At 59.1% G+C, this 21,952-nt stretch carries 18 protein-coding genes and 5 tRNA genes; 15 read left to right on the top strand and 8 right to left on the bottom strand.

Going from position 1 to position 21,952, the window contains the following annotated elements:
* Positions 1-3 precede the first annotated feature (3 nt).
* Positions 4-495, bottom strand: a complete 492-nt coding sequence (antB, locus tag KGB21_RS00935; protein ID WP_034147839.1) for an anthranilate 1,2-dioxygenase small subunit — start codon at positions 493-495, stop codon at positions 4-6.
* A gap of 2 nt (positions 496-497) precedes the next feature.
* The gene (antA, locus tag KGB21_RS00930) at positions 498-1,901 is read right to left on the bottom strand and encodes an anthranilate 1,2-dioxygenase large subunit (RefSeq protein ID WP_034147838.1); all 1,404 of its coding nucleotides are present in this window, start codon (positions 1,899-1,901) and stop codon (positions 498-500) included.
* A 361-nt stretch (positions 1,902-2,262) separates the two neighbouring features.
* On the opposite strand from antA, the gene KGB21_RS00925 reads away from it, so the two are divergent.
* The 3 genes from KGB21_RS00925 to KGB21_RS00915 all read left to right on the top strand — a co-directional run bounded on the left by KGB21_RS00925 (position 2,263) and on the right by KGB21_RS00915 (position 5,783).
* Complete coding sequence (locus KGB21_RS00925) at positions 2,263-3,513, top strand: OprD family porin (RefSeq protein ID WP_223503132.1); 1,251 nt, start codon at positions 2,263-2,265, stop codon at positions 3,511-3,513.
* A gap of 259 nt (positions 3,514-3,772) precedes the next feature.
* Positions 3,773-4,786, top strand: coding sequence for an AraC family transcriptional regulator (locus tag KGB21_RS00920; RefSeq protein WP_034147836.1), 1,014 nt, complete (start codon positions 3,773-3,775; stop codon positions 4,784-4,786).
* 1 nt (position 4,787) lies between these two features.
* Positions 4,788-5,783, top strand: coding sequence for an AraC family transcriptional regulator (locus KGB21_RS00915; RefSeq protein ID WP_223503130.1), 996 nt, complete (start codon positions 4,788-4,790; stop codon positions 5,781-5,783).
* 108 nt (positions 5,784-5,891) lie between these two features.
* Here KGB21_RS00915 and KGB21_RS00910 read toward each other — a convergent pair.
* A tRNA-Asn gene (locus tag KGB21_RS00910) sits at positions 5,892-5,967 on the bottom strand.
* Positions 5,968-6,197: 230 nt separating this feature from the next.
* Here KGB21_RS00910 and KGB21_RS00905 point away from each other — a divergent pair.
* Positions 6,198-6,428: a hypothetical protein gene (locus KGB21_RS00905; protein ID WP_019649343.1), complete on the top strand. Its 231-nt coding sequence runs from the start codon at positions 6,198-6,200 to the stop codon at positions 6,426-6,428.
* On the opposite strand, the gene KGB21_RS00900 is transcribed toward KGB21_RS00905, so the two are convergent.
* Together KGB21_RS00900 and KGB21_RS00895 are read right to left on the bottom strand one after the other, a co-directional pair.
* Positions 6,425-6,637 (bottom strand): hypothetical protein, encoded by a 213-nt coding sequence (locus tag KGB21_RS00900; protein WP_034150899.1) that lies wholly within the window; start codon positions 6,635-6,637, stop codon positions 6,425-6,427. The two genes, KGB21_RS00905 and KGB21_RS00900, sit on opposite strands and share 4 nt — an antisense overlap.
* 235 nt (positions 6,638-6,872) lie before the next feature.
* Positions 6,873-8,069 carry an amino acid aminotransferase gene (locus KGB21_RS00895; protein ID WP_223503128.1) on the bottom strand — a complete coding sequence of 399 codons (1,197 nt, stop codon included), beginning with the start codon at positions 8,067-8,069 and terminating at the stop codon, positions 6,873-6,875.
* A 338-nt stretch (positions 8,070-8,407) separates the two neighbouring features.
* On the opposite strand from KGB21_RS00895, the gene uvrB reads away from it, so the two are divergent.
* Positions 8,408-10,423, top strand: coding sequence for an excinuclease ABC subunit UvrB (gene uvrB / locus KGB21_RS00890; RefSeq protein WP_034150901.1), 2,016 nt, complete (start codon positions 8,408-8,410; stop codon positions 10,421-10,423).
* Positions 10,424-10,560: 137 nt separating this feature from the next.
* Here uvrB and KGB21_RS00885 read toward each other — a convergent pair whose 3' ends face one another.
* Both KGB21_RS00885 and KGB21_RS00880 read right to left on the bottom strand, forming a co-directional pair.
* Entirely contained in the window at positions 10,561-12,051 is a 1,491-nt protein-coding gene (locus KGB21_RS00885; RefSeq protein ID WP_172668709.1) for an MDR family MFS transporter, read from the bottom strand.
* A 49-nt stretch (positions 12,052-12,100) separates the two neighbouring features.
* Positions 12,101-13,189 carry an HlyD family secretion protein gene (locus KGB21_RS00880; protein ID WP_223503126.1) on the bottom strand — a complete coding sequence of 363 codons (1,089 nt, stop codon included), beginning with the start codon at positions 13,187-13,189 and terminating at the stop codon, positions 12,101-12,103.
* A gap of 220 nt (positions 13,190-13,409) precedes the next feature.
* Here KGB21_RS00880 and gltX point away from each other — a divergent pair, with 220 nt between their 5' ends.
* The 10 genes from gltX (at position 13,410) to KGB21_RS00830 (ending at position 19,336) form a co-directional block, all read left to right on the top strand.
* Positions 13,410-14,891, top strand: a complete 1,482-nt coding sequence (gene gltX / locus KGB21_RS00875; RefSeq protein ID WP_034150904.1) for a glutamate--tRNA ligase — start codon at positions 13,410-13,412, stop codon at positions 14,889-14,891.
* Positions 14,892-15,147: 256 nt separating this feature from the next.
* A tRNA-Ala gene (locus KGB21_RS00870) sits at positions 15,148-15,223 on the top strand.
* Between the two features lie 79 nt (positions 15,224-15,302).
* A tRNA-Glu gene (locus KGB21_RS00865) sits at positions 15,303-15,378 on the top strand.
* 53 nt (positions 15,379-15,431) lie between these two features.
* Positions 15,432-15,507 (top strand) — tRNA-Ala (locus tag KGB21_RS00860).
* A 79-nt stretch (positions 15,508-15,586) separates the two neighbouring features.
* Positions 15,587-15,662: transfer RNA gene (locus KGB21_RS00855), tRNA-Glu, on the top strand.
* 184 nt (positions 15,663-15,846) lie between these two features.
* On the top strand, positions 15,847-16,386 hold the full coding sequence (locus KGB21_RS00850) for a TetR/AcrR family transcriptional regulator (RefSeq protein WP_223503124.1): 540 nt from the start codon (positions 15,847-15,849) through the stop codon (positions 16,384-16,386).
* Positions 16,387-16,415: 29 nt separating this feature from the next.
* Positions 16,416-17,249 carry an alpha/beta fold hydrolase gene (locus KGB21_RS00845; RefSeq protein WP_034150906.1) on the top strand — a complete coding sequence of 278 codons (834 nt, stop codon included), beginning with the start codon at positions 16,416-16,418 and terminating at the stop codon, positions 17,247-17,249.
* A gap of 48 nt (positions 17,250-17,297) precedes the next feature.
* Complete coding sequence (locus KGB21_RS00840) at positions 17,298-17,735, top strand: acyl-CoA thioesterase (protein ID WP_223503122.1); 438 nt, start codon at positions 17,298-17,300, stop codon at positions 17,733-17,735.
* Between the two features lie 63 nt (positions 17,736-17,798).
* Positions 17,799-18,758, top strand: coding sequence for a tRNA dihydrouridine synthase (locus KGB21_RS00835; protein WP_223503120.1), 960 nt, complete (start codon positions 17,799-17,801; stop codon positions 18,756-18,758).
* 131 nt (positions 18,759-18,889) lie between these two features.
* Positions 18,890-19,336: an Hsp20 family protein gene (locus tag KGB21_RS00830; RefSeq protein ID WP_034150909.1), complete on the top strand. Its 447-nt coding sequence runs from the start codon at positions 18,890-18,892 to the stop codon at positions 19,334-19,336.
* A gap of 50 nt (positions 19,337-19,386) precedes the next feature.
* On the opposite strand, the gene KGB21_RS00825 is transcribed toward KGB21_RS00830, so the two are convergent.
* The gene (locus KGB21_RS00825) at positions 19,387-21,663 is read right to left on the bottom strand and encodes a nitric-oxide reductase large subunit (RefSeq protein WP_223503118.1); all 2,277 of its coding nucleotides are present in this window, start codon (positions 21,661-21,663) and stop codon (positions 19,387-19,389) included.
* Positions 21,664-21,952: the final 289 nt, after the last annotated feature.

Here is a 21,952-nt window from a genome sequence, read left to right as displayed (position 1 = left end):
GGTTCAGAGATGGTAGAAATCGAGCACGGAGTTGATCGTGTCGTTGAGCAGCACCACGTGCTTGCGAGCGATTTTCCAGCTCTCGCCGTCGGGACGCAGACGATACGTGGCGCGGCCGAAGAACTGCTCGGCGGTTTGCATGCGGTAGTAGAGGGTGCTCCAGTTGACGCGCACCTCCAGTTCATCGTCCTGCAGCGGCGCGATGCGCACGTTGCTGATCAGGTGCAGGGTGCGCGGCATCGGAATGGTCGACGCCGCCTTGCCGGTGCGAATGCGAAACACCCGGTCTTCGAGGCCGCCGCGGTTGGGGTAATAGATCAGCGACATGCCTTTTTTCGGGTCGGTGGTGTAGACGTGCTCCGAGTCCCATTGCGGCAGGTGAAATTCGCTGTCGTCGCTGAACATGTCCAGGTAGGTGTCCCAGTCCTGGGCATCACAGGCCTCGGCTTTGCGGTAAAGAAATTGCTCGACGCGGTATTGCAGTTGCGAATTCATGTTCACACCTCACGCAGTTTCAACGGTTGTTGTTCGGCCGCTTTGCGCGCCAGGCCTTCAAGCAAAAAGCGCTGCCAGTTGGCGTGCTGGTTGACGTACAGGCCTTCATGGGTGAACTCGGTGCCGGTCAGGGCCGGGGCGATGCCAATGGTCTCGCTGTTGCGGGTCGGGCCTTCGACCCACTTGCCCTGGCCGCGGGAAATATCGCTCCAGCGCTCCAGGCGAGCCTGGAAGCCGCGCTGGGCTTCACGGAACTCCACCAGGTCATCGGGGGTGCCCATGCCGGACACGTTGAAGAAGTCTTCGAACTGACGAATGCGGTTTTCCCGATCCGCGTCCGACTCGCCGACCACGCCCAGGCAGAAGCTGTTGATCTCGGTCTTGTTCCAGGCCAGCGGGCGGATGATCCGCAACTGCGAGCTGATCTGGTCGAGGAAGAACATGCTCGGGTAGACATTGAGGTTGCGCAGGCGGTGCATCATCCACTCGGCCTTGCCCTGGCCGTGTTCCTCGACCAGGCGCGGCATGATGCTGGCGTAGCCCGGGCGCACGGCCGGGTTGGGCATGTCGCTGAACAGCACGCTGTGGCCGTTGTGGAAGGCGAACCAGCCATCATCGGTTTCCTTGTCGCCCGCGCCCAGCTTGCTGTAGTCCAGGGTGTCGCTGGCGGTCAGGCCTTTCTCGGCATTGACCTGCTGGCGATGCTGAACGGTGGCCACGTAGTTGTAGTGGACGGTGCTGACGTGATAACCGTCCAGGCCGTTCTCGTTCTGCAGTTTCCAGTTGCCGTCGTAGGTGTAGGCCGATTTGCCCGGCAGCACTTCGAGCTGGCCGGTCGGCGACTGCGCCACCATCATGTCGAAGAACACCTTGGCGTCACCGAGGAAGTCTTCCAGGGTGTCGGTGCCTTCCACGTTGAGGCTGACGAACACAAAGCCGTTGTAGCTTTCGATACGGGCCTTTTTCAGGCCGCGGGTGGCCTTGTCGAAACCTTCGGGGTATTCCCCCGGCGCCTTGACCTTCACCAGGCGGCCGTCGCTTTTGTAGCACCACGCATGGAAGGGGCAGGTGAAGGTCGACTGGTTTCCCTTGCCGACGCGGGTGAGGGTGGTGCCGCGGTGCTGGCAGGCATTGATCAGGGCGTTGAGACGACCTTCACCGTCGCGCGTGATGATCAGCGGCTGGCGGCCGGCGCGCATCGTCATGAAGTCGTGATTATTGGCGATCTCGCTTTCGTGGCAGGCGTAGATCCAGTTCTTCTCGAAAATCAGTTCCATTTCCAGATCGAACAGTTCCGGGTCGGTAAACATGTCGCGGGCAATGCGATAAATACCGTCTTCTGGGCGGAAGTCCAGGCAACTTTCTATATAACTTTTCCACTGTTCGACACTTCGTGCAGTTGTCATTTCCCAGTCCTCGGCCAATGGGCTAATTCACGCCTTCATTAAATGCCGTGGTAGCCGACAGGGTCTATCCGCTTATTAGTGGAAACTCATCCGGAAAATAGGCCGTGAACCTCATTTGTTAGCGACAGACCCCCGTAAATACTGATTTTTGTCGCGCCTGGCGGCTGAGCAAGTGGCTATTTGTCATTCAGTAACGGGATAGCCGCTGACGAACTTGTTGCGGCTTAATTTCAATCGAAGCACCACCAGAGTGTCTCGCTTCAGGTCACTAAAAACTGCCATTACTCATGGCCCAGGGTTCTGTACCCGAAGTGCCTTCTATTCATGCGCTGCTCAATAAGCGGCAGGGGGAAGAAATAATATGTTGCATAAGTCGTGGCTAGTTCGGGGAGTACAAACAGTTGGTTTGTTGACACCATTGTTGGCGCAGGCGGATGTCGTCAATGACAGCAAGCTGAGCCTGGGCACCCGTAACTTTTACATTGATCGGGACTTCAAGGGCGACAACCCGCCCCGTTCGAGAGTGGGCAGCTGGACCCAGGGTTTCGACCTGCGTTTCGCCTCTGGCTACACCGAAGGCCCGGTGCAGTTCGGGGTGGATGCGGAGGTGCAATACGCCTATCGACTGGACGGCGGTGGCGGGCGTGGCGATGACACCATCATCCCCTACAGCCAAAGCCGTCAGGAACAGGCCGATGAATACGGCCGCGGCGGTGCCACGTTTAAAATGCGCTATTCGAAAACCGAGTTGAAAGTCGGTGAGCTGCGACCGTTTTTGCCGGTGGTGATCATTGATGACTCTCGCCAATTGGTCACGACCTATCGCGGCGGCTTGCTCGAATCCAAGGAAATCGACGGCCTGACGTTGACTGCCGGGCGGCTGACGGAAATCGGTGCGCGTAACTCTTCCAACTACGAAAAGTTGTACCTGCAGACGGGTTCCGGCGTGCGCCACGGCAGTGACGGCCTCAACCTCGGCGGTGCCAGCTATGCCTTCAGCCCGACGCTGACCGGCACCTACTTCTACGCGCAACTCGAAGATATCTACCAGCAGCACTACCTGGGCATCACCCATCTGGCAGACCTGGGTAACGGTTATGGCCTGAAGACCGACCTGCGTTACTTCAACAACAACGAAGATGGCGACGCCCTTTACGGCGTCATCGACAACCGCTCATACGGCGCCATGACCACGCTGAAAAAGGGCGGGCACCGGTTCGGCGTGGGCTACCAGCGCATGCTCGGCGACAGCAACTTCCCGACCTTGGGCGGTTATGTACCGCAGCCGTTCCTGGTGAACTGGTCGCGGGTGGGGTTCATCAAGCCCAACGAAAAATCCTGGCAGGTCCGTTATGACTACGACTTTGCCGCCATGGGCGTACCAGGCCTGAATTTCATGACCCGCTACTTCAAGGGGACGTCGGTGGACCGTGGCGACAACCTCAGCCAGGCGGCGGAGCAGGAGCGCGACCTGGTGCTGTCGTATGTCGTGCAAAGCGGCCCGCTCAAAGGCGTGGGCGTGGAGGCCGGCAACGTCGTTTCCAAATTCAGCCACGGTAATGACTGGGTGGAGAACCGCCTGATCACCACCTACACATGGAAATTTTGGTAACGTCCTGCCCTGAAATGGTAAGCCGTTGTGCGCTGAAGTGACGCCTTGGGTAGCGCTTTACCCGAGGCGTCGACCACTTTTGGCACCCTGGCTGTGCGCATCAACGCCGCGCAACGCCTTCAATATCCGGAAAGTTTCCGATTGCTAGCCGAAAAGTGCGGATTTCGCCTGTTCGCACCGGCTGGGCATAGCCCTTGCAAACCCAATGAGAATACGCGCCGAAGAGCGTGTCGATGTCCATTGCCGTGGGTGTACTGACATGACCGAACCAAATGTTGTTCAGTTTCGAGATATCCGCATAGATCGCTACGACCTGGCCGGTGCCCGTGCGTGGATGGCCGGCATTTGCGGCCCGCATGAACTGCAGACCAGCCAGCCGAACCGGATTCAGTTTCACCACAAGGCCAATGTCTTCAAATCCATGTCCACGACCCTGGGCCGCATGGAATACGGCACCGACGTGACCATCGGCGTCGAGGACGCCGAACACCTCAATTGCTACAGTCTCAGCCTGCCGATTCGCGGCGAGCAGGAGCTGATCAAGGATGGCCGCCGGCTGCATTCCAACCAGGACCAGGGGCTGATCGTGACGCCCCACGAAACCCAATCACTGAGCATGGCCGGTGACTGCCATAAGATATCCGTGGTGATCACCCGCATGGCCATGCGCCAGACCCTCGAAGGCATGCTGCAACGTCCGCTGGAAATGCCGGTGAAGTTCGAGCCGGTGATGGACGCGGTCAACGGCGCCTCTGCCTCCTGGTGGCGGCTGGCACGTTATTACATCGATGAGATGGAGCGCGGGCATGACCTGTTCAATCAGGTGTTCTTCACCCGCGATATCGAAAGTGCGCTGATCAAGGGCCTGATCCTTTCGCAACCCAACAACTACAGCGCAGAACTGCGTGAGCAACTGGGCGTCAAGTTGCCGTATTACCTGGTGCGCGCCAAGGACTTCATCGAAAGCAACGCCCGCGAGGACATTCACCTGGAAGACATCGAAGCCGCGGCAGGCGTGTCGCGCTTCAAACTGTTCGAAGGGTTTCGCAAGCACCTGGGCGTGTCGCCCATGGCTTACCTGAAGAAGTATCGCCTCGGCGCCGTGCGCCAGGAAATCCTCGAAGACGCCTCGGTGCGCAACATCTCCGTGATCGCCATGTGCTGGGGCTTCTCGCACCTGGGCCGGTTCGCCAGCGAGTACCGCAAGCTGTTCAACGAAACGCCCAGCGCCACCCTGCAACGCAGCGAAGCCCGTCGCAACCGGTCGCTTTGAAATGACGACTCTACAAGCGGCTACCGCCAACAGCGTAGGCCTGAACCTGTCGCTGATGTGCCGCGAGCCGGTCTTCACCAGCCGCTCGGCGCAGGAAACCCAGCGCTTGATGAGGCAAGTGCTGGTGGAGCATGAATTGGATTGGCCGCGGGGCGGTGTCGATACGGCGTTCTATCGCGGCCAGGTCGCCAGTTGCGAACTGTATGCGCTGCGCTACGGCGGCCAGGTAGAAATCCGCCCGCAGCCTTTCGAAGATTTCGTGCTGGTGCAGATGCCACTGCGCGGTAGCGCTACCCTGGAGTCCGATGGCATGAGCTATGGCGTCAGCCCTGGCGAAGTGGCGATCCTGTCCCCGCGTGAGCAGGCGCGCGTGGTGTGGGAGGAGGGCTGCGAGCAACTGATCCTCAAACTGCCGCGGGCATTGCTCGATGCCAGCCAGGACGCGCTGGGCGATGACTTACCATCGGGCTTTACGCTGGCGCCAGTCAGCCGTCTGCAACGGCCACTGGCGATGCGCTGGTTTCGATTGGTCAGCGAGTTGTTGGAGCATTTGCCCGAGGGCGAAGCGAGCGCAACGCCTTCGCGCTGGTTGCAGCACCTGGAGCAAAGCCTGCCGATGTTTCTGCTCAGCCATTGTGGCGTTGCGCAACAAGACTCGCCGTCGCCGCGGCAGCCCACCCGCCAACTGCAAAAAATCGACGCATGTATGCGCGAGCACCTTGTCCAGGGCATTACCCTGGCGGAACTGGCGGTTGCCACCGGGGTGAGCATTCGCAGTTTGAACACCTTGTGCCAGCGCGAATACGGTCAAAGCCCGATGGACCGCTTGCGCGGATTACGTCTTGAAGCGGCCCGTGAGTTCTTGCTGGCGAAGCCGTATTCCAGCGTGACTGAAGTGGCGCTGGAGTTCGGGTTTGGGCATGTGGGGCGGTTTGCCAATTACTATCGGCAGCGGTTTGGAGAGTTGCCGAAGCAGACGATGAAGTCCCAGGCGTGAGGAGTGGTTCAGCTGAATCCCGGTCGACAAAGCCAGGACGAAAAAAAACCCGCCATCAGGCGGGTTTTTTTGTGGTCAGAGATTTTGAAACCCCCTCTGAACCTTGTCTGGCTCCACGACCTGGACTCGAACCAGGGACCCAGTGATTAACAGTCACTTGCTCTACCAACTGAGCTATCGCGGAATGGCGCCTATGTTACTGATTCAAAAAGAGAAGTCAAGCGTCTGATAGCAACTTCACGGTTTCATCGGGACGGACGGTGGTTTCTCGGTGATTGGCGGTTACCAGAATCGTCTCAGGGGTCTACCATGGCCGCCCGGAAGTGGTTACACGCGCTACCGTCCATTCGCCGAAAAGGTAAGCGCCATGTCTCGTTTGACCACCACAACGCCTCGAAACAACGAGGTGCTTGCATGAGCATCGCCCAGATCAGCCTGCCCAAAGGGGTAGGCCCGCACGCCGAGAAGCTGTTCGACGCCATCACTCAGGCCAGCACCGCTGACGAATTAAATCGCGCGGGCGGCAAGGCCGAGGGGTTTGTCCTGGGCCTGGAAAGCACCAAGGCGATCAAAAGCCAGGTCGCGGAATCGCTTTACGTCGCCTATGACGACGCCGCCAGCCAGCGCGCGAGCGAGTTGGCTTAACCGCCGAAAGTGATCGTGCCCATCATCAGTTTGGCGTAGAGCGCCGTAGCGCCCAGTTGCACCAGCCACAAGGCCAGACCGCCGAGAAACACGCCGGCAGCGACTTGCATCACCAGGTTGTTGCCTCGTTGTTTGGCTGGGGTGCGAGGAGTAAAGCGGTCCAGGTCGTCAAGGTCATCGCGGTCAGCGCGAAGGTCATCGTTTTTCATGTGGGTTCTCTTTGAAAATCTCGGATGTACACGAAACCTGTAGGAGCCGGCTTGCTGGCGAAGAGGCCATAACATTCAACACTGATGTGTGATGATTGATCGCCATCGCCAGCAAGCCGGCTCCTACAGTAGATAGCGTGCAGTTTAAGGGCTCGGTCGTCGCTTTGAGATTTATCTGCGACAAATAAAAAACGGGAAGCCCAATGGCTTCCCGTTTTTCGTATCACGGTGCAGTTCAGATCACCTGAACAATCGCATCCGTCACAGCCTTGATGTTGCTCTGGTTCAACGCAGCCACGCAGATACGACCGGTGTCCAGCGCGTAAATGCCGAACTCGTTGCGCAGACGGTGAACCTGTTCAACGCTCAGGCCGGAGTACGAGAACATGCCACGCTGACGACCGACGAAGCTGAAGTCGCGTTGCGGCGCGTTTTTCGCCAGGGTGTCGACCATCTGGGTGCGCATGCCACGAATGCGCAGGCGCATTTCGGCCAGTTCGGCTTCCCACTGGGCGCGCAGTTCCGGGCTGTTCAGTACAGCAGCAACGATGCTTGCACCGTGGGTCGGCGGGTTGGAGTAGTTAGTGCGGATCACGCGTTTGACTTGCGACAGTACGCGCGCGCTTTCTTCTTTCGACTCGCTGACGATCGACAGGGCGCCGACGCGCTCGCCGTACAGCGAGAACGATTTGGAGAACGAGCTGGAGACGAAGAAGGTCAGGCCCGATTCAGCGAACAGACGCACGGCAGCGGCGTCTTCGTCGATGCCATCGCCGAAACCTTGATACGCCATGTCGAGGAAGGGCACATGGTTTTTCGCTTTCACTACGTCCAGAACGTTTTTCCAGTCCGCCGGGCTCAGGTCCACGCCGGTCGGATTGTGGCAGCAAGCGTGCAGCACAACGATCGAGCCGTTTGGCAGGGCGTTCAGGTCTTCCAGCAGACCGACGCGGTTCACGTCGTGGGTCGCGGCGTCGTAGTAGCGATAGTTCTGCACCGGGAAACCGGCGGTTTCGAACAGCGCACGGTGGTTTTCCCAGCTCGGGTCGCTGATCGCCACGACGGCGTTCGGCAGCAGTTGCTTGAGGAAGTCGGCACCGATTTTCAGGGCGCCAGTGCCACCAACGGCCTGAGTGGTGAGGACGCGGCCGGAAGCGATCAGCGGGGAATCATTGCCAAACAGCAATTTTTGCACGGCCTGGTCGTAGGCAGCGATGCCGTCGATTGGCAGGTAGCCACGGGAAGCATGTTGAGCGACGCGAATGGTTTCGGCTTCGACAACGGCGCGCAGGAGTGGAATTTTCCCCTCCTCGTTGCAATAAACACCGACGCCCAGGTTGACCTTATTGGTACGGGTATCGGCGTTGAATGCTTCGTTGAGGCCCAGGATTGGATCGCGTGGTGCCATTTCGACAGCGGAGAACAGGCTCATTTTTGCGGCGGCTCTGAATGGAGAATGGAGGGACGTGTCGCGCTCCAGCCGAATGCACTAGAGCGGTGCACAAACGGGGAGCTAGTATAGAGGCCATCCGCGATTGATGGCGACAGACGATTCGGCTTTTAAGGTAAGTTTTTCCGATTATTTTTCGACCGTTAGTCGATTGACGTCGTCAAAGACTTCAAGGGATGTAGGACGTTTGCCTTGAAAGCGAGGGCAATCGGCTCCACATTGAGCACAATCCAGTTTTTTCCTCGGGCGACGTCGGTCGTTTGCGGTCTTTCTCGTTGCTGTCCGGTTTGACCGGTCAGGCGCGACCCCAGGGGTATTGAATGTCTGAATTCCAGTTAGTCACCCGCTTCGAGCCCGCCGGCGATCAGCCGGAAGCCATCCGTCTGATGGTCGAGGGCATCGAAGCCGGGTTGGCGCACCAGACGTTGCTCGGTGTGACCGGCTCGGGCAAGACCTTCAGTATCGCCAACGTCATCGCGCAGGTGCAGCGTCCGACGCTGGTGCTGGCACCGAACAAGACCCTGGCGGCGCAGTTGTACGGGGAGTTCAAGGCGTTCTTCCCGAACAACGCCGTGGAGTATTTCGTTTCCTACTACGACTACTACCAGCCTGAAGCGTACGTGCCGTCCTCGGACACCTTTATCGAGAAAGACGCCTCGATCAACGACCACATCGAGCAAATGCGTCTTTCCGCGACCAAGGCGTTGCTGGAGCGCAAGGACGCGATCATCGTCACCACGGTGTCGTGCATCTACGGTCTGGGCAGCCCGGAAACCTATCTGAAGATGGTTCTGCACGTGGATCGCGGCGACAAGCTCGATCAACGTGAGTTGCTGCGACGTCTAGCTGACTTGCAATACACCCGCAACGACATGGAATTCGCTCGTGCGACGTTTCGTGTGCGCGGCGACGTAATTGATATCCACCCGGCGGAATCCGACTTCGAAGCGATCCGCATCGAGCTGTTCGATGACGAAGTGGAAAGCCTGTCGGCATTCGATCCGCTGACCGGCGAAGTCATCCGCAAACTGCCGCGCTTCACGTTCTACCCGAAAAGCCACTACGTGACGCCACGGGAAACGCTGATGGGCGCCGTCGAGGGCATTAAGGTCGAGCTGAAAGAGCGCCTGGAATACCTGCGTTCCAACAACAAACTGGTGGAAGCCCAGCGTCTGGAGCAACGCACCCGATTCGACCTGGAGATGATCCTCGAACTGGGCTATTGCAACGGCATCGAAAACTACTCACGCTATTTGTCCGGTCGCGAAGCCGGCGCGCCACCACCGACCCTTTACGATTACCTGCCGGCAGACGCCTTGCTGGTGATCGACGAATCCCACGTCAGCGTGCCGCAGGTCGGCGCGATGTATAAGGGTGACCGCTCCCGTAAAGAGACACTGGTGGAGTACGGTTTCCGCCTGCCATCGGCGCTGGACAACCGGCCGATGCGTTTCGACGAGTGGGAAAGCATCAGCCCGCAGACGATTTTCGTCTCGGCGACACCGGGCAACTATGAAGCCGAACACGCCGGGCGCGTCATTGACATGGTGGTGCGTCCGACCGGTCTGGTCGACCCGCAAATCGAAATCCGCCCGGCACTGACCCAGGTCGACGACTTGCTGTCGGAAATCAGCAAGCGCGTTGCGCTGGAAGAACGGGTGCTGGTCACCACGCTGACCAAGCGCATGGCCGAAGACTTGACCGATTACCTGGCCGACCACGGTGTTCGCGTACGCTACCTGCACTCGGACATCGACACCGTGGAGCGGGTCGAAATCATCCGCGATCTTCGCCTCGGCACTTTCGATGTGCTGGTGGGGATCAACCTGCTGCGCGAAGGCCTGGACATGCCGGAAGTGTCATTGGTGGCGATCCTCGATGCCGACAAGGAAGGCTTCCTGCGTTCCGAGCGCTCGCTGATCCAGACCATCGGCCGCGCCGCGCGAAACCTCAACGGCCGGGCGATTCTCTATGCGGATCGCATCACCGGTTCCATGGAGCGTGCAATCGGCGAAACCGAGCGTCGGCGCGACAAGCAGATCGCCTTCAACCTGGCCAACGGCATTACGCCGAAAGGCGTGTTCAAGGACGTCGCCGACATCATGGAAGGCGCCACCGTGCCGGGCTCGCGCAGCAAGAAGCGCAAAGGCATGGCCAAGGCCGCCGAGGAAAACGCCAAGTACGAAGCCGAATTGCGCTCACCGGGCGAGATCGCCAAGCGCATCAAGGCGCTGGAAGAGAAGATGTACGCGTTGGCGCGTGATCTCGAGTTTGAAGCGGCAGCGCAAATGCGCGATGAAATTGGCAAGTTGCGGGAGCGGTTGATCACGGTTTGATCTTCAGCGTCTGTCAGGGCCTCATCGCGGGCAAGCCCGCTCCCACAAGGATTGAAGTTGTTCACATAGTTTATGGTCGACACATACCCTGTGGGAGCGGGCTTGCCCGCGATGAGGTCAGTGATAGCGCTGAAGAATCAATGTGCTTCGCCAGCCTTCACCCCCACCGGCAATTTCCGGGTCAACAACACCGCCAACATGCTGATCCCCAGCGCAATCCCGACAAAATGAAACGCATCGTTGTAGGCCATGATCGACGCCTGCTGATGGGCGATCTCACTGAGCTTGCCCAACGCCGCCGTTTCGTTGCCCAGCCTGTCGGTCAATGACGCCAGGCGTTCGGCCACCTGAGGGTTGCTCGGTACGATGGATTCGCGCAAGTAATCAAAATAGGTCTTGGTTCGCGCATCCAGCAGTGTCGCGAGCAGGGCGATGCCGATCGCACCGCCGAGGTTGCGCAGGATGTTGAACAGACTCGATGCCGAACCCGCATCTTGCGGCAGGATGTAGGTGGTGGCGATCAACGAGATGGTCACCATGATCAGCGGTTGACCCAGGGCGCGGAGCAACTGGATCTGATTGAACTGCGGCCCGGCGAAGTCCGGGTTCAGCACCCCCGAAAAAAAGCTCGCCATCCCGAACAGCGCGAAACCAAACGTACACAGCCATTTCGGCGAGATGTACTTCATCAGTTTGGGCACCAGCGGAATCAAGAATAGCTGCGGCACGCCCATCCACATGATCACTTCACCGATTTGCAGCGCGTTGTAGTTCTGGATTTGCGCCAGGTACAGCGGCAACAAGTAAATCGAGCCATACAAGCCGACCCCCATCCCGATACTGGAAATACTCGATAAGCCGAAATTGCGATTACCGAGAATGCCGAGGTTGATCAGCGGATTGGGTTTGGAAAACTGCACGATCACAAAGGTGATCAGGCTGATCAGCGCGATGCTGCCGAGGGTCACGATCAGGTTCGATTCCAGCCAGTCCTTGCGGTGGCCTTCCTCCAGAAATACTTGCAAACAACCGAGGCCGACGCCGAGTGTGACGATCCCTGCGTAGTCGGTGCTTTTCAGCAGTTCCCAGTGTGCTTCTTTCTTCTCCAGGCCGTACATCAGGCCGGCGATCATGATCAGACCTGGCGGTACGTTGATGTAGAAGATGTATTCCCAGCCCCAGTTCTCGGTCAGCCAGCCGCCCAGTGTCGGGCCGATCGAAGGTGCGAAGGTGGCGGTCATGGCAAACATCGCCATGCCTTTGGCGCGGTGATGCTCGGGAAGTTTGATCAGCGTGAGGGTGAATGCCAGCGGGATCAGTGCGCCCCCGGTGAAGCCCTGCAAGGCACGAAAGACGATCATGCTTTCCAGGCTCCACGCCATGGAGCAGAGCAGGGAGGCAGCAAGAAAACCGAGGGATACCCATACCGCCAACCGTCGCGCCGACAGCAGCTGCACCAGCCACGCAGTCAGCGGAATCATGATGATTTCCGCGACCAGGTAGGAGGTGGAAATCCACGAGCCTTCTTCCAGGGTCGCCGACAGCGCACCCTGAATATCCTTGAGCGACGAGTTGGTGATCTGGATATCCAACACCGCCATGAACGCGCCGAGCATCACGCTCATCACCGCGATCCAGTCCCGCCGCGTCGGTTCCCCGACCGGGCGGATCAGTTGATCACCGGCCATCTTCAGGGGCGTCTTGGCTGCTCAATTTGGCGCTGGCGTTTTCCGGGGCATCCTTGATATTCACCTTGGCGGTGACCGACATGCCCGGGCGGATCTTGCCATGTAGGGGATTGTTTGCGGCGAAGGTCAGTTTTACCGGAATCCGTTGAACGACTTTGGTGAAGTTGCCCGTGGCATTGTCCGGTGGTAGCAGGCTGAACTGCGCACCCGAAGCGGCGAACAGGCTGTCGACCCGAGCTTCGATCGGCGTATCACCGTAAGCGTCGAAGGTCAGCTCGGCCTTCTGGCCGGGCTGCATGTGGCCGATCTGGGTTTCCTTGAAGTTGGCCTGAATCCAGATGTCTTCATCGGGCACGATCGACAGCAAATAGGCGCCGGCCTGCACGTATTGGCCTTCGCGGGCGGCGCGCTGGCCAATCAGGCCGCTGATGGGTGCGTGAATTTCGCTGCGGGTCAGGTTCAGCTCGGTCTGTGCCAGATCGGCCTTGGCATTGGCGATCTGTGCGTCCAGGCGTTTGATTTCGGCGGTCAGTGCGTTGACTTGCTGGCGCTGGCCCTGGGCATCTGCCTGGGCCTTGGTCAGTTGTGAGCGGGCAATGTGGTTGTCGGCGGAGAGGGTGGTGACCCGTTCTTCCGAGACGTAACCGGGTTTGCGAAGAGTTTCGGCTCGGGTCAAGTCGATCTGCGAGCGACTCAAGCTCGCCTGGGTGGACGCGACTTGCGCATCGCTGGCGGCAATCAGGCTGGCCTGCTGTGTCAGTTTGCTTTGGGCTTGCAGGCGTTCGGCCTGGCGGGTGGCGAGTGCCGCGTTGGCGCGGTCGACGGCGAGGCGGAAATCATCGCCTTCGAGCCGGATCAGCATCTGGCCTTTCTCGACGTGCTGGTTGTCCTGCACCAATACTTTATCGATGCGCGCACCCAACTGGCTCGACACGCGGGTGATCTCCCCCTGGACATAGGCGTTGTCAGTGCTTTCATAAAACCGTCCCTTGAAAAACCACTGGGCGAAAAAGCCCCCGGCGATCAGCAGGACAATTAACAGGAAAATGGACAGGCGACGCTTGAGTTGGGCAGGCATGGGGCAAACTGTAGTCGAGAATATGTAAGGAAAGTTATCAGCAGGTGAATCTGGCATACAGCCGATAAACGGTAAATGCCATCGGCTGATATTCGGCCATTCACCACGCCATACGGGCGTTGTAGACGCAACCTTGGCTTAAATGCCCTGTTCACTGGAGCGGGGCGGGTGTCGCCTGTTACCATTCGCCCTTTGTTTGATCTTCTTTTCGAGACTTGCCATGACCACCGTCCGCACGCGCATCGCGCCATCGCCTACCGGGGACCCCCACGTAGGTACCGCTTACATCGCATTGTTCAACTACTGCTTTGCCAAGCAGCACGGCGGTGAGTTCATCCTGCGGATCGAAGACACCGACCAATTGCGTTCGACCCGTGAGTCCGAACAGCAGATTTTCGACGCCCTGCGCTGGTTGGGCATCGACTGGAGCGAAGGCCCGGACGTCGGCGGCCCGCACGGTCCGTACCGTCAAAGCGAGCGCGGCGAGATTTACCAGAAGTACTGCCAGCAACTGATCGAAATGGGCCATGCCTTCCCGTGCTTCTGCACCGCTGAAGAGCTGGACCAAATGCGCGCCGAGCAAATGGCTCGCGGCGAAACCCCGCGTTATGACGGCCGTGCGCTGCTGCTATCCAAGGAAGAAGTGGCGCGTCGCCTGGCCGCTGGCGAGCCGCACGTGATCCGCATGAAGGTGCCGAGCGAAGGCGTCTGCGTGGTTCCGGACATGCTGCGTGGTGATGTCGAAATTCCGTGGGATCGCATGGACATGCAAGTCCTGATGAAGACTGACGGTCTGCCGACCTACTTCCTGGCCAACGTGGTCGACGATCACTTGATGGGCATCACCCACGTATTGCGTGGCGAAGAATGGCTGCCATCGGCGCCGAAACTGATCCTGCTGTACGAGTACTTCGGCTGGGAACAACCAGAGCTGTGCTACATGCCGCTGCTGCGTAACCCGGACAAGAGCAAGCTGTCCAAGCGCAAGAACCCGACCTCGGTGACCTTCTACGAGCGCATGGGCTTCATGCCGGAAGCAATGCTCAACTACCTGGGCCGCATGGGCTGGTCGATGCCGGACGAGCGCGAGAAGTTCTCGCTGCAGGAAATGGTCGACAACTTCGATCTGAAGCGCGTTTCCCTTGGCGGGCCGATTTTCGACATCGAGAAACTGTCGTGGCTCAACGGCCAATGGCTGCGCGACTTGCCGGTGGAAGAATTTGCCGCTCGCGTGCAGAAGTGGGCATTCAACTCCGAATACATGATGAAGATCGCGCCGCACGTTCAGGGCCGCGTCGAAACCTTCAGCCAGGTCGCACCGCTGGCCGGGTTCTTCTTCGCCGGTGGCGTGAATCCGGACGCCAAACTGTTCGAATCGAAGAAACTGTCAGGCGATCAGGTTCGTCAGTTGATGCAGTTGATCCTGTGGAAGCTGGAAAGCCTGCGTCAGTGGGAAAAGGACAGCATCACGGCAACGATTCAGGCCGTGGTCGAGTCTCTGGAACTGAAGCTGCGTGACGCCATGCCGCTGATGTTCGCTGCGATCACAGGCCAGGCCAGCTCGGTGTCGGTGCTCGATGCGATGGAAATCCTCGGTCCGGATCTGACGCGTTTCCGCTTGCGCCAGGCCATCGACTTGCTCGGTGGTGTGTCGAAGAAAGAAAACAAAGAGTGGGAAAAGCTCCTCGGCGCTATCGCCTAAACGCTTTTGATTTACTGTAGGAGCTGGCGCAGCCTGCGATCTTTTGATCTTGCTTCTAAAAACCAACGTCAAAAGATCGCAGCCTGCGGCAGCTCCTATAGGGCGCATATGTTGCAAACCTCTCGATTTTCGGGGAGAGGGCGGTAAGTGGTTGTTATGTCGGCAAAAAATTTTAAATTTTTTGCAAAATAAGTTTGACAGGCTTTCGATACGCCCTTAAGATTCGCCCCGTCCTCAGCGATGACATCAACGATGAGGGGCTATAGCTCAGCTGGGAGAGCGCTTGCATGGCATGCAAGAGGTCGACGGTTCGATCCCGTCTAGCTCCACCAATTTACACTTCAAGGCCTGGCCACACCGGCATTGAAGCGATCAGCACTCAGTGTTGATCAGTTGTATAGAAGGGTTTGCGTCCCCTTCGTCTAGTGGCCTAGGACACCGCCCTTTCACGGCGGTAACAGGGGTTCGAGTCCCCTAGGGGACGCCAGTTTTACAGAAGCGATGTTGCAAAATGTCGCTCCGCCGCGAGGCGAAAAATCCGGGGCTATAGCTCAGCTGGGAGAGCGCCTGCATGGCATGCAGGAGGTCAGCGGTTCGATCCCGCTTAGCTCCACCAATTTTACAGTTCAAGGTCTGGCCACACCGGCCTTGAATCGATCAGCTCTCAGCACTGATCAGTTGTATAGAAGGTTTGTGTCCCCTTCGTCTAGTGGCCTAGGACACCGCCCTTTCACGGCGGTAACAGGGGTTCGAGTCCCCTAGGGGACGCCACGATTACCCGCTCTGCGGGATTTTATAAGGGTCATTCAATTATTGAATGGCCCTTTTGTTTGTCTGGCGTTTGGCCAAATCCCCCCAATTCTTTCAAACTGTTCTTCAGACCAGCGGTCACATCCACGACTTGCAGAAAATTATTATGCGAATAATATTCTAGTCGTAATATTCGGAGGCAACGATGAACGATAAAAAAGCTCAAACCCGCGAACGCATCCTCAAGGCTGCCAGCGCTGCGCTGATTCAGCGCGGGCCGGCCGAGCCGAGCGTTGGTGAAGTGATGGGCGCAGCCGGTCTGACGGTCGGCGGCTTTTATGCGCACTTCGAAAGCAAGGACGCAATGATGCTTGAAGCGTTCAAGCAATTGCTGGGTCACCGCCGTGACCTGATTGCCGACATGGATGCCGAATTGACCGGCGAAGAGCGACGCACACTGGTTGCGGCGTTTTATCTGTCACGCAAACACCGTGATTCCAGCGAGTCTGCGTGTCCGATTCCGGCCTCGATTGGTGAGCTTGGACGCCTGCCTGATGCGTTTCGAATCGCGCTGAATGAACACATGGAGCTGATGGTCGCGCAGTTGGCGGCCAGTCCTGAAGACACCGACAAAGCCCTGGCCGACCTGGCCTTGATGGTGGGCGGCCTGGCCCTCGCACGGGCGCTGGGACCTGGTGATTTATCTGATCGATTGCTACGCGCTGCCAAATCGGCGGTGCGCTGACCTGAAGGCTGCGGCCTGGGGAGAATGCGATGAGCACGTTGAAGTGGGTTCGTGGCGTTAATGGCACCTTGGGCTGGTTTGCCCCGAAACTGGTGGCGAGCAAAATGCGACTGGCGTTCATGACGCCGCGGGATTTTCCACCGCGTGATTGGGAGCTGCCACTCCTGGCCAAATCCGAACGGATCACCTTGCGTTTCGGCCTCTCGGCACTGCGTTGGGGGCAAGGCCCGGCTGTGTTGCTGATGCACGGCTGGGAAGGTCGGCCGACGCAGTTCGCCAGCCTCATCACCGCATTGGTCGATGCCGGATACTCGGTCGTGGCTCTGGACGGTCCGGCGCATGGCCGATCGCCTGGCAGTGAGGCGAATGTTGTGTTGTTCGCCCGTGCCATGCTCGAAGCCGCCGCCGAATTGCCCCCGCTGCAAGCGGTCATCGGTCACTCCATGGGCGGCGCCAGCGCCATGCTTGCCGTGCAATTGGGCTTGCGCACCGAAACCTTGGTCACCATTGGCGCCCCGGCGCGGATTCTCGGTGTGCTGCGCGGCTTTGCCCGCTACGTACGACTGCCGCCGAAGGCCCGCTCGGCGTTCATCCGCCAGGTCGAGAAAGACGTCGGCATGCGCGCTGCGATGCTGGATGTCGCGCACTATCAACTCGATATGCCCGGCCTGATCGTCCATGCCGAAGACGACAACTTTGTTCCGGTCAAAGAATCGCAATTGATCCACGAAGCCTGGTTCGACAGTCGCCTGTTGCGCCTCGAAGAGGGCGGTCATCAGCGAGTGCTGGCGGACCCTCGGGTCATTGATGGCGTGTTATCACTGCTGGCGGGTCGCAGTCTGCAATCGCGCCAATCGGCCTGAGCATCCGTTACACTGCCCCGGTCGAAATTATCTGACCGGGAGTGGGGCATGGGCTGGGATCGGGCAACGCCATTTATCATTGATCTGCAAGTGGGCGCCGAAGACATCGACGGGCTGGGCCACGCCAATAACGCGGTGTACGTGACCTGGCTCGAGCGCTGTGCCTGGCGCCACTCTCAACGCCTGGGGCTGGATCTGGTCGAGTATCGTCGGCTAGACCGCGCGATGGCGGTGGTGCGTCATGAGATCGATTATCTGGCGGCCGCTTATGAAGGCGATGAGCTGCAGTTGGCGACATGGATCGTCGATTGGGACCAGCGTCTGAAAATGACCCGTCACTTCCAGTTGAAGCGCCCGAGCGACAACTCGACGTTGCTGCGGGCGCAAACCACGTTCGTTTGCATTGAGCTGTCCAGCGGCAAGCCCAAGCGCATGCCGGCTGAATTCATTGAGGGATACGGCCCGGCCATTCAAATTCCTGCCTGACACAACCTTTTCAGGGCCGTAATCCAGTAAACTGCCGCACGTTTTTCGTTGAGTGTGTTTTTCATGCAAATTGCTTTGGCGCCCATGGAGGGGTTGGCCGACGACATCCTGCGCGACGTGCTGACCCGAGTGGGCGGCATTGACTGGTGCGTAACCGAGTTCATTCGTGTCAACGATCAGTTGCTCACGCCTGCCTACTTCCACAAGTTCGGTCCAGAATTGCTGAATGGTGCCCGCACCGCTTCTGGTGTACCGCTGCGTGTGCAGCTGTTGGGTTCCGATCCGGTCTGCCTGGCGGAAAACGCCGCGCTGGCTTGCGAACTGGGCTCTGAAGTCATTGACCTGAATTTCGGCTGCCCGGCCAAGACCGTGAACAAGTCCCGTGGCGGCGCAGTGTTGCTCAAAGAGCCTGAGCTGCTGAACCAGATCGTCGAGCATGTCCGTCGCGCCGTTCCGGCGCACATTCCGGTCACCGCGAAAATGCGCCTGGGTTTCGACAGTCCGGACGGTTCGCTGGTCTGCGCCACGGCACTGGCCGAAGGCGGCGCGGAACACATCGTGGTTCACGCGCGGACCAAAATGGACGGCTACAAGCCGCCGGCGCATTGGGAGTGGATTCCCCGGGTGCAGGACGTGGTCAAGGTGCCGGTGTTCGCCAACGGCGATATCTGGAGCGTCGAAGACTGGCGCCGTTGCCGCGAAATCAGCGGCGTGGAGGACATCATGCTCGGCCGCGGCCTGGTTTCGCGCCCGGATCTGGCCCGGCAAATCGCCGCGGCGCGGGCCGGCGAAGAGGTCGTCGAGATGACCTGGGCCGAGCTGCTGCCGCTGATCCAGGACTTCTGGCTGCAAGCCAAGGCGCAAATGACCGCGCGCCAATCGCCGGGTCGCTTGAAGCAGTGGCTGGCGATGTTGACCCGCAATTATCCTGAGGCCGTAGAGCTGTTTACCGTGCTGCGTCGAGAGACTGAACTGGATCAGGTTTCACGCTTGCTGGGTCTGCAAGTGGCAGAAGCCGCCTGAAAACCGTTTAAAAAAAACTGAAAAAAACCTCTTGAAAAGAAATCAGCGGTCCCTATCTAAGGGTTACGCGATGCCGAATTCGGGTCGCGGAGACAAAAAACCTTGCTGATTGTTTTCAGGAGATTTGAACCATGACTACTGCATTTTCCCTGGCCCCACTGTTCCGTTCCTCGGTAGGCTTCGACCGTTTCAACGACTTGTTCGAAACCGCCCTGCGCAACGAGCCAGGCAGCACTTACCCACCCTACAACGTCGAAAAGCACGGTGACGATCAATACCGCATCGTCGTGGCCGCGGCCGGTTTCCAGGAAGAAGACCTGGAGCTGCAAGTGGAGAAGGGTGTGCTGACCATCAGTGGCGGCAAGCGCGATGCGAATGAAGGCGTGACCTTCCTGCATCAAGGCATCGCCCAGCGCGCGTTCAAGCTGTCGTTCCGACTGGCAGACCACATCGAAATCAAGGCTGCCGACCTGAGCAACGGTCTGTTGAGCATTGACCTGCTGCGGGTGATTCCGGAAGAGGCGAAAGCCAAGCGCATCCCGATCAACGGGACGCAAAAACCAGCTCTGCAACACTAAGCGGAGCAAACAAGAAGGGCGCCAATGGCGCCCTTTTTTGTGTCTGCGATTTAACGTTGGCCGGTCACGGTTGCGGACTCCACCGCTCGCGGGTGCCGGGACGAAAACAGCAAGCCCCCGGCGATTTGCCAGATCACCGCAAAGGCGCCGACCAGAAACACAATGTCACCGAAGGTGCGAACCCAACGCAGGGTTTGCAGCAGGTTCTGCTGCATGAACGCTTCGCTGCGGGCGTACCACAAGCCCTGGCTGGCGCTGGCGTAGAACTGCAGGAGACCGATGGGCAGCAAACTGGTGACGATCATCAGCATCAGACCACCGTTAAGCCACCAGAAACCGGTTTTCATCAGGCGGTCGTTGAACCGCAAATTCGGTCGCAGGTAGCGCAGGATCAGCAAGCAAAAGCCCAGTGCAAGGGAACCGTAAACCCCGAACAGCGCCGCGTGAGCGTGCAATGGCGTGGTGTTCAGGCCCTGGATGTAATACAGCGCAATCGGTGGGTTGATCAGGAAGCCGAACACCCCGGCGCCGAGCATGTTCCAGAACGCCGTAGCGATAAAGAACTGCAACGGCCAGCGAAGCTGGGCCATCCACGGCGCGCGTTCTTTCAGGCGCCAGTTCTCCCAGGCTTCGTGGCCCAGCAAAATCAACGGCACCACTTCCAGGGCGCTGAACGTTGCGCCAACGGCCATCACCGGCGTGGTGGTGCCGGCGAAGTAGATGTGGTGGAACGTGCCGGGCACGCCGCCGAGCATGAACAGCGAGGCCGAGCCCAGCGTAGCGGTTGTGGCCAGGCGCTTGGAGACCAGGCCCATGCTGGTGAAGATGAACGCCAGTGCGGTCGTGGCGAAGACTTCAAAGAACCCTTCGACCCACAAATGCACGACCCACCAGCGCCAGTACTCCATGACCGACAGATTCGTGCGCTCGCCATAAAACAGGCCGGCGCCGTAGAACAAACCGATGGCCACCACGGACGCGGCCAACAGCGCCAGCAGGTTCTTGTCGCCGGGCTGGCGCAAGGCAGGGACCATCGCGCGCAACATCAGCACCAGCCAGAACACGATCCCGGCGAATTTGGCGATTTGCCACAGGCGACCCAAATCAACGTATTCGTAACCCTGGTGGCCGAGCCAGAAACTCCATTGCTGCGGCATCAATTGTGCGATGGCGAGGAAGTTGCCGGCATACGAACCCACCACCACCAGCACCAACGCCCAGAACAGCACATCGACCCCGAGCTTCTGCCATTTCGGGTCTTTGCCACCGTTGATGAACGGCGCCAGAAACAACCCGGCCGCCAGGAAACCGGTAGCGATCCAGAACATCGCGCTCTGCAGGTGCCAGGTCCGGGTCAGCGAATAAGGGAACCACTTCGAGAGCGGCACCCCATAGAAATCCTGGCCTTCGACTGTGTAGTGAGCCGTCACGCCACCCATCAGTACCTGGAAGCCGAACAGCGCGCCGACCAGCAACAGGTATTTGCCCAGGGCTTTTTGCGAAGGTGTGAGCTTGATCAGGCTCAGCGGGTCCTGAAGCGGCACTTTGGGTTCGCCGTCTTCGTGGTTACGCAGGAACGCCCAGCCCCAGACCAGAAAACCGACACCCGCCAGCAGCACGACGATGCTGACAATCGACCAGACCATGTTTTCTGCGGTCGGGTGATTGTCAATCAACGGTTCGTGGGGCCAGTTGTTGGTAAAGGTCGCCGTCTGACCATCGCGTTCGGTGGCCGCAGCCCAGGCAGTCCAGAAGAAAAAGTGCGTCAACTGCTCGCGCCGGGCTTCGTCGGGCAAGGTGTTTTCTTTCATGGCAAAGCTTTCGCGGCTGCCGTGCAGCGCAGCGTCATTGCCGAATAGCGCATGGTAATACGCCGCGGTTTGGGCGATGGCCTGGACGCGGCGCTCGCTGAGTACCAGCGTGCCGTTCAGCAGTCGGTTGCCGCGGTATTCGCGCTTGAGTTGATGGCGCAACAGGGCCTGCTGATCGTCACCGATATCCTGATAGGGCTTGGCGTAACTTTGCTGTGCCGCCAGATCCAGCCAGGCGAGCAGTTCGCGGTGCAACCAGTCGGCGGTCCAGTCCGGCGCCTGATAGGCACCATGACCCCAGATCGAGCCCAACTGCATGCCGCCGATGCTCTGCCAGGCGGTTTGGCCGTCGAGAATGTCGCTGGCGCCGAACAAGGTTTTGCCCTCGACGTTTTGCACCTGTTCGGGAATCGGTGGCGCCTGTCGGTAAATCTCGTGGCCGAACCACCCGAGCAGGCAGAAGGTCACGCCGAGGACGCCAATCAGCGACCACCATAATTTGCGGTATTCACCCATGGATCACCTCACTGTTAAAAAAAAGCGCCCGCATAACGGGTATGCGGGCGCAGAAAACCCGGCCCTGTGATCGGGAAGAGTGGCCGGGGTGTTACGCGGGAAAATGACCGGTTGCCGCGATCATGATCAGTGGGGCGGGATGTTCATCCGCGATCCGAATGCGTGGGGTCAATGTACGGCGCGCCCCGAACAGCGTCACTTGTACACAGGGTCAGTGACGTCACGTATGGGTTTTAGCGATTCATACGAAGGTATGGAAAACGAGGAATAACCTGTAGGAGCTGCCGCA

It is taken from the genome of Pseudomonas sp. GL-RE-29 (assembly GCF_019947275.1).
In the GTDB taxonomy this organism is placed as follows: Bacteria; Pseudomonadota; Gammaproteobacteria; order Pseudomonadales; family Pseudomonadaceae; genus Aquipseudomonas; species Aquipseudomonas fluorescens_A.
Note: the sequence above shows the minus strand (reverse complement) of the source record. Positions and strands in the feature narration are given on the sequence as shown.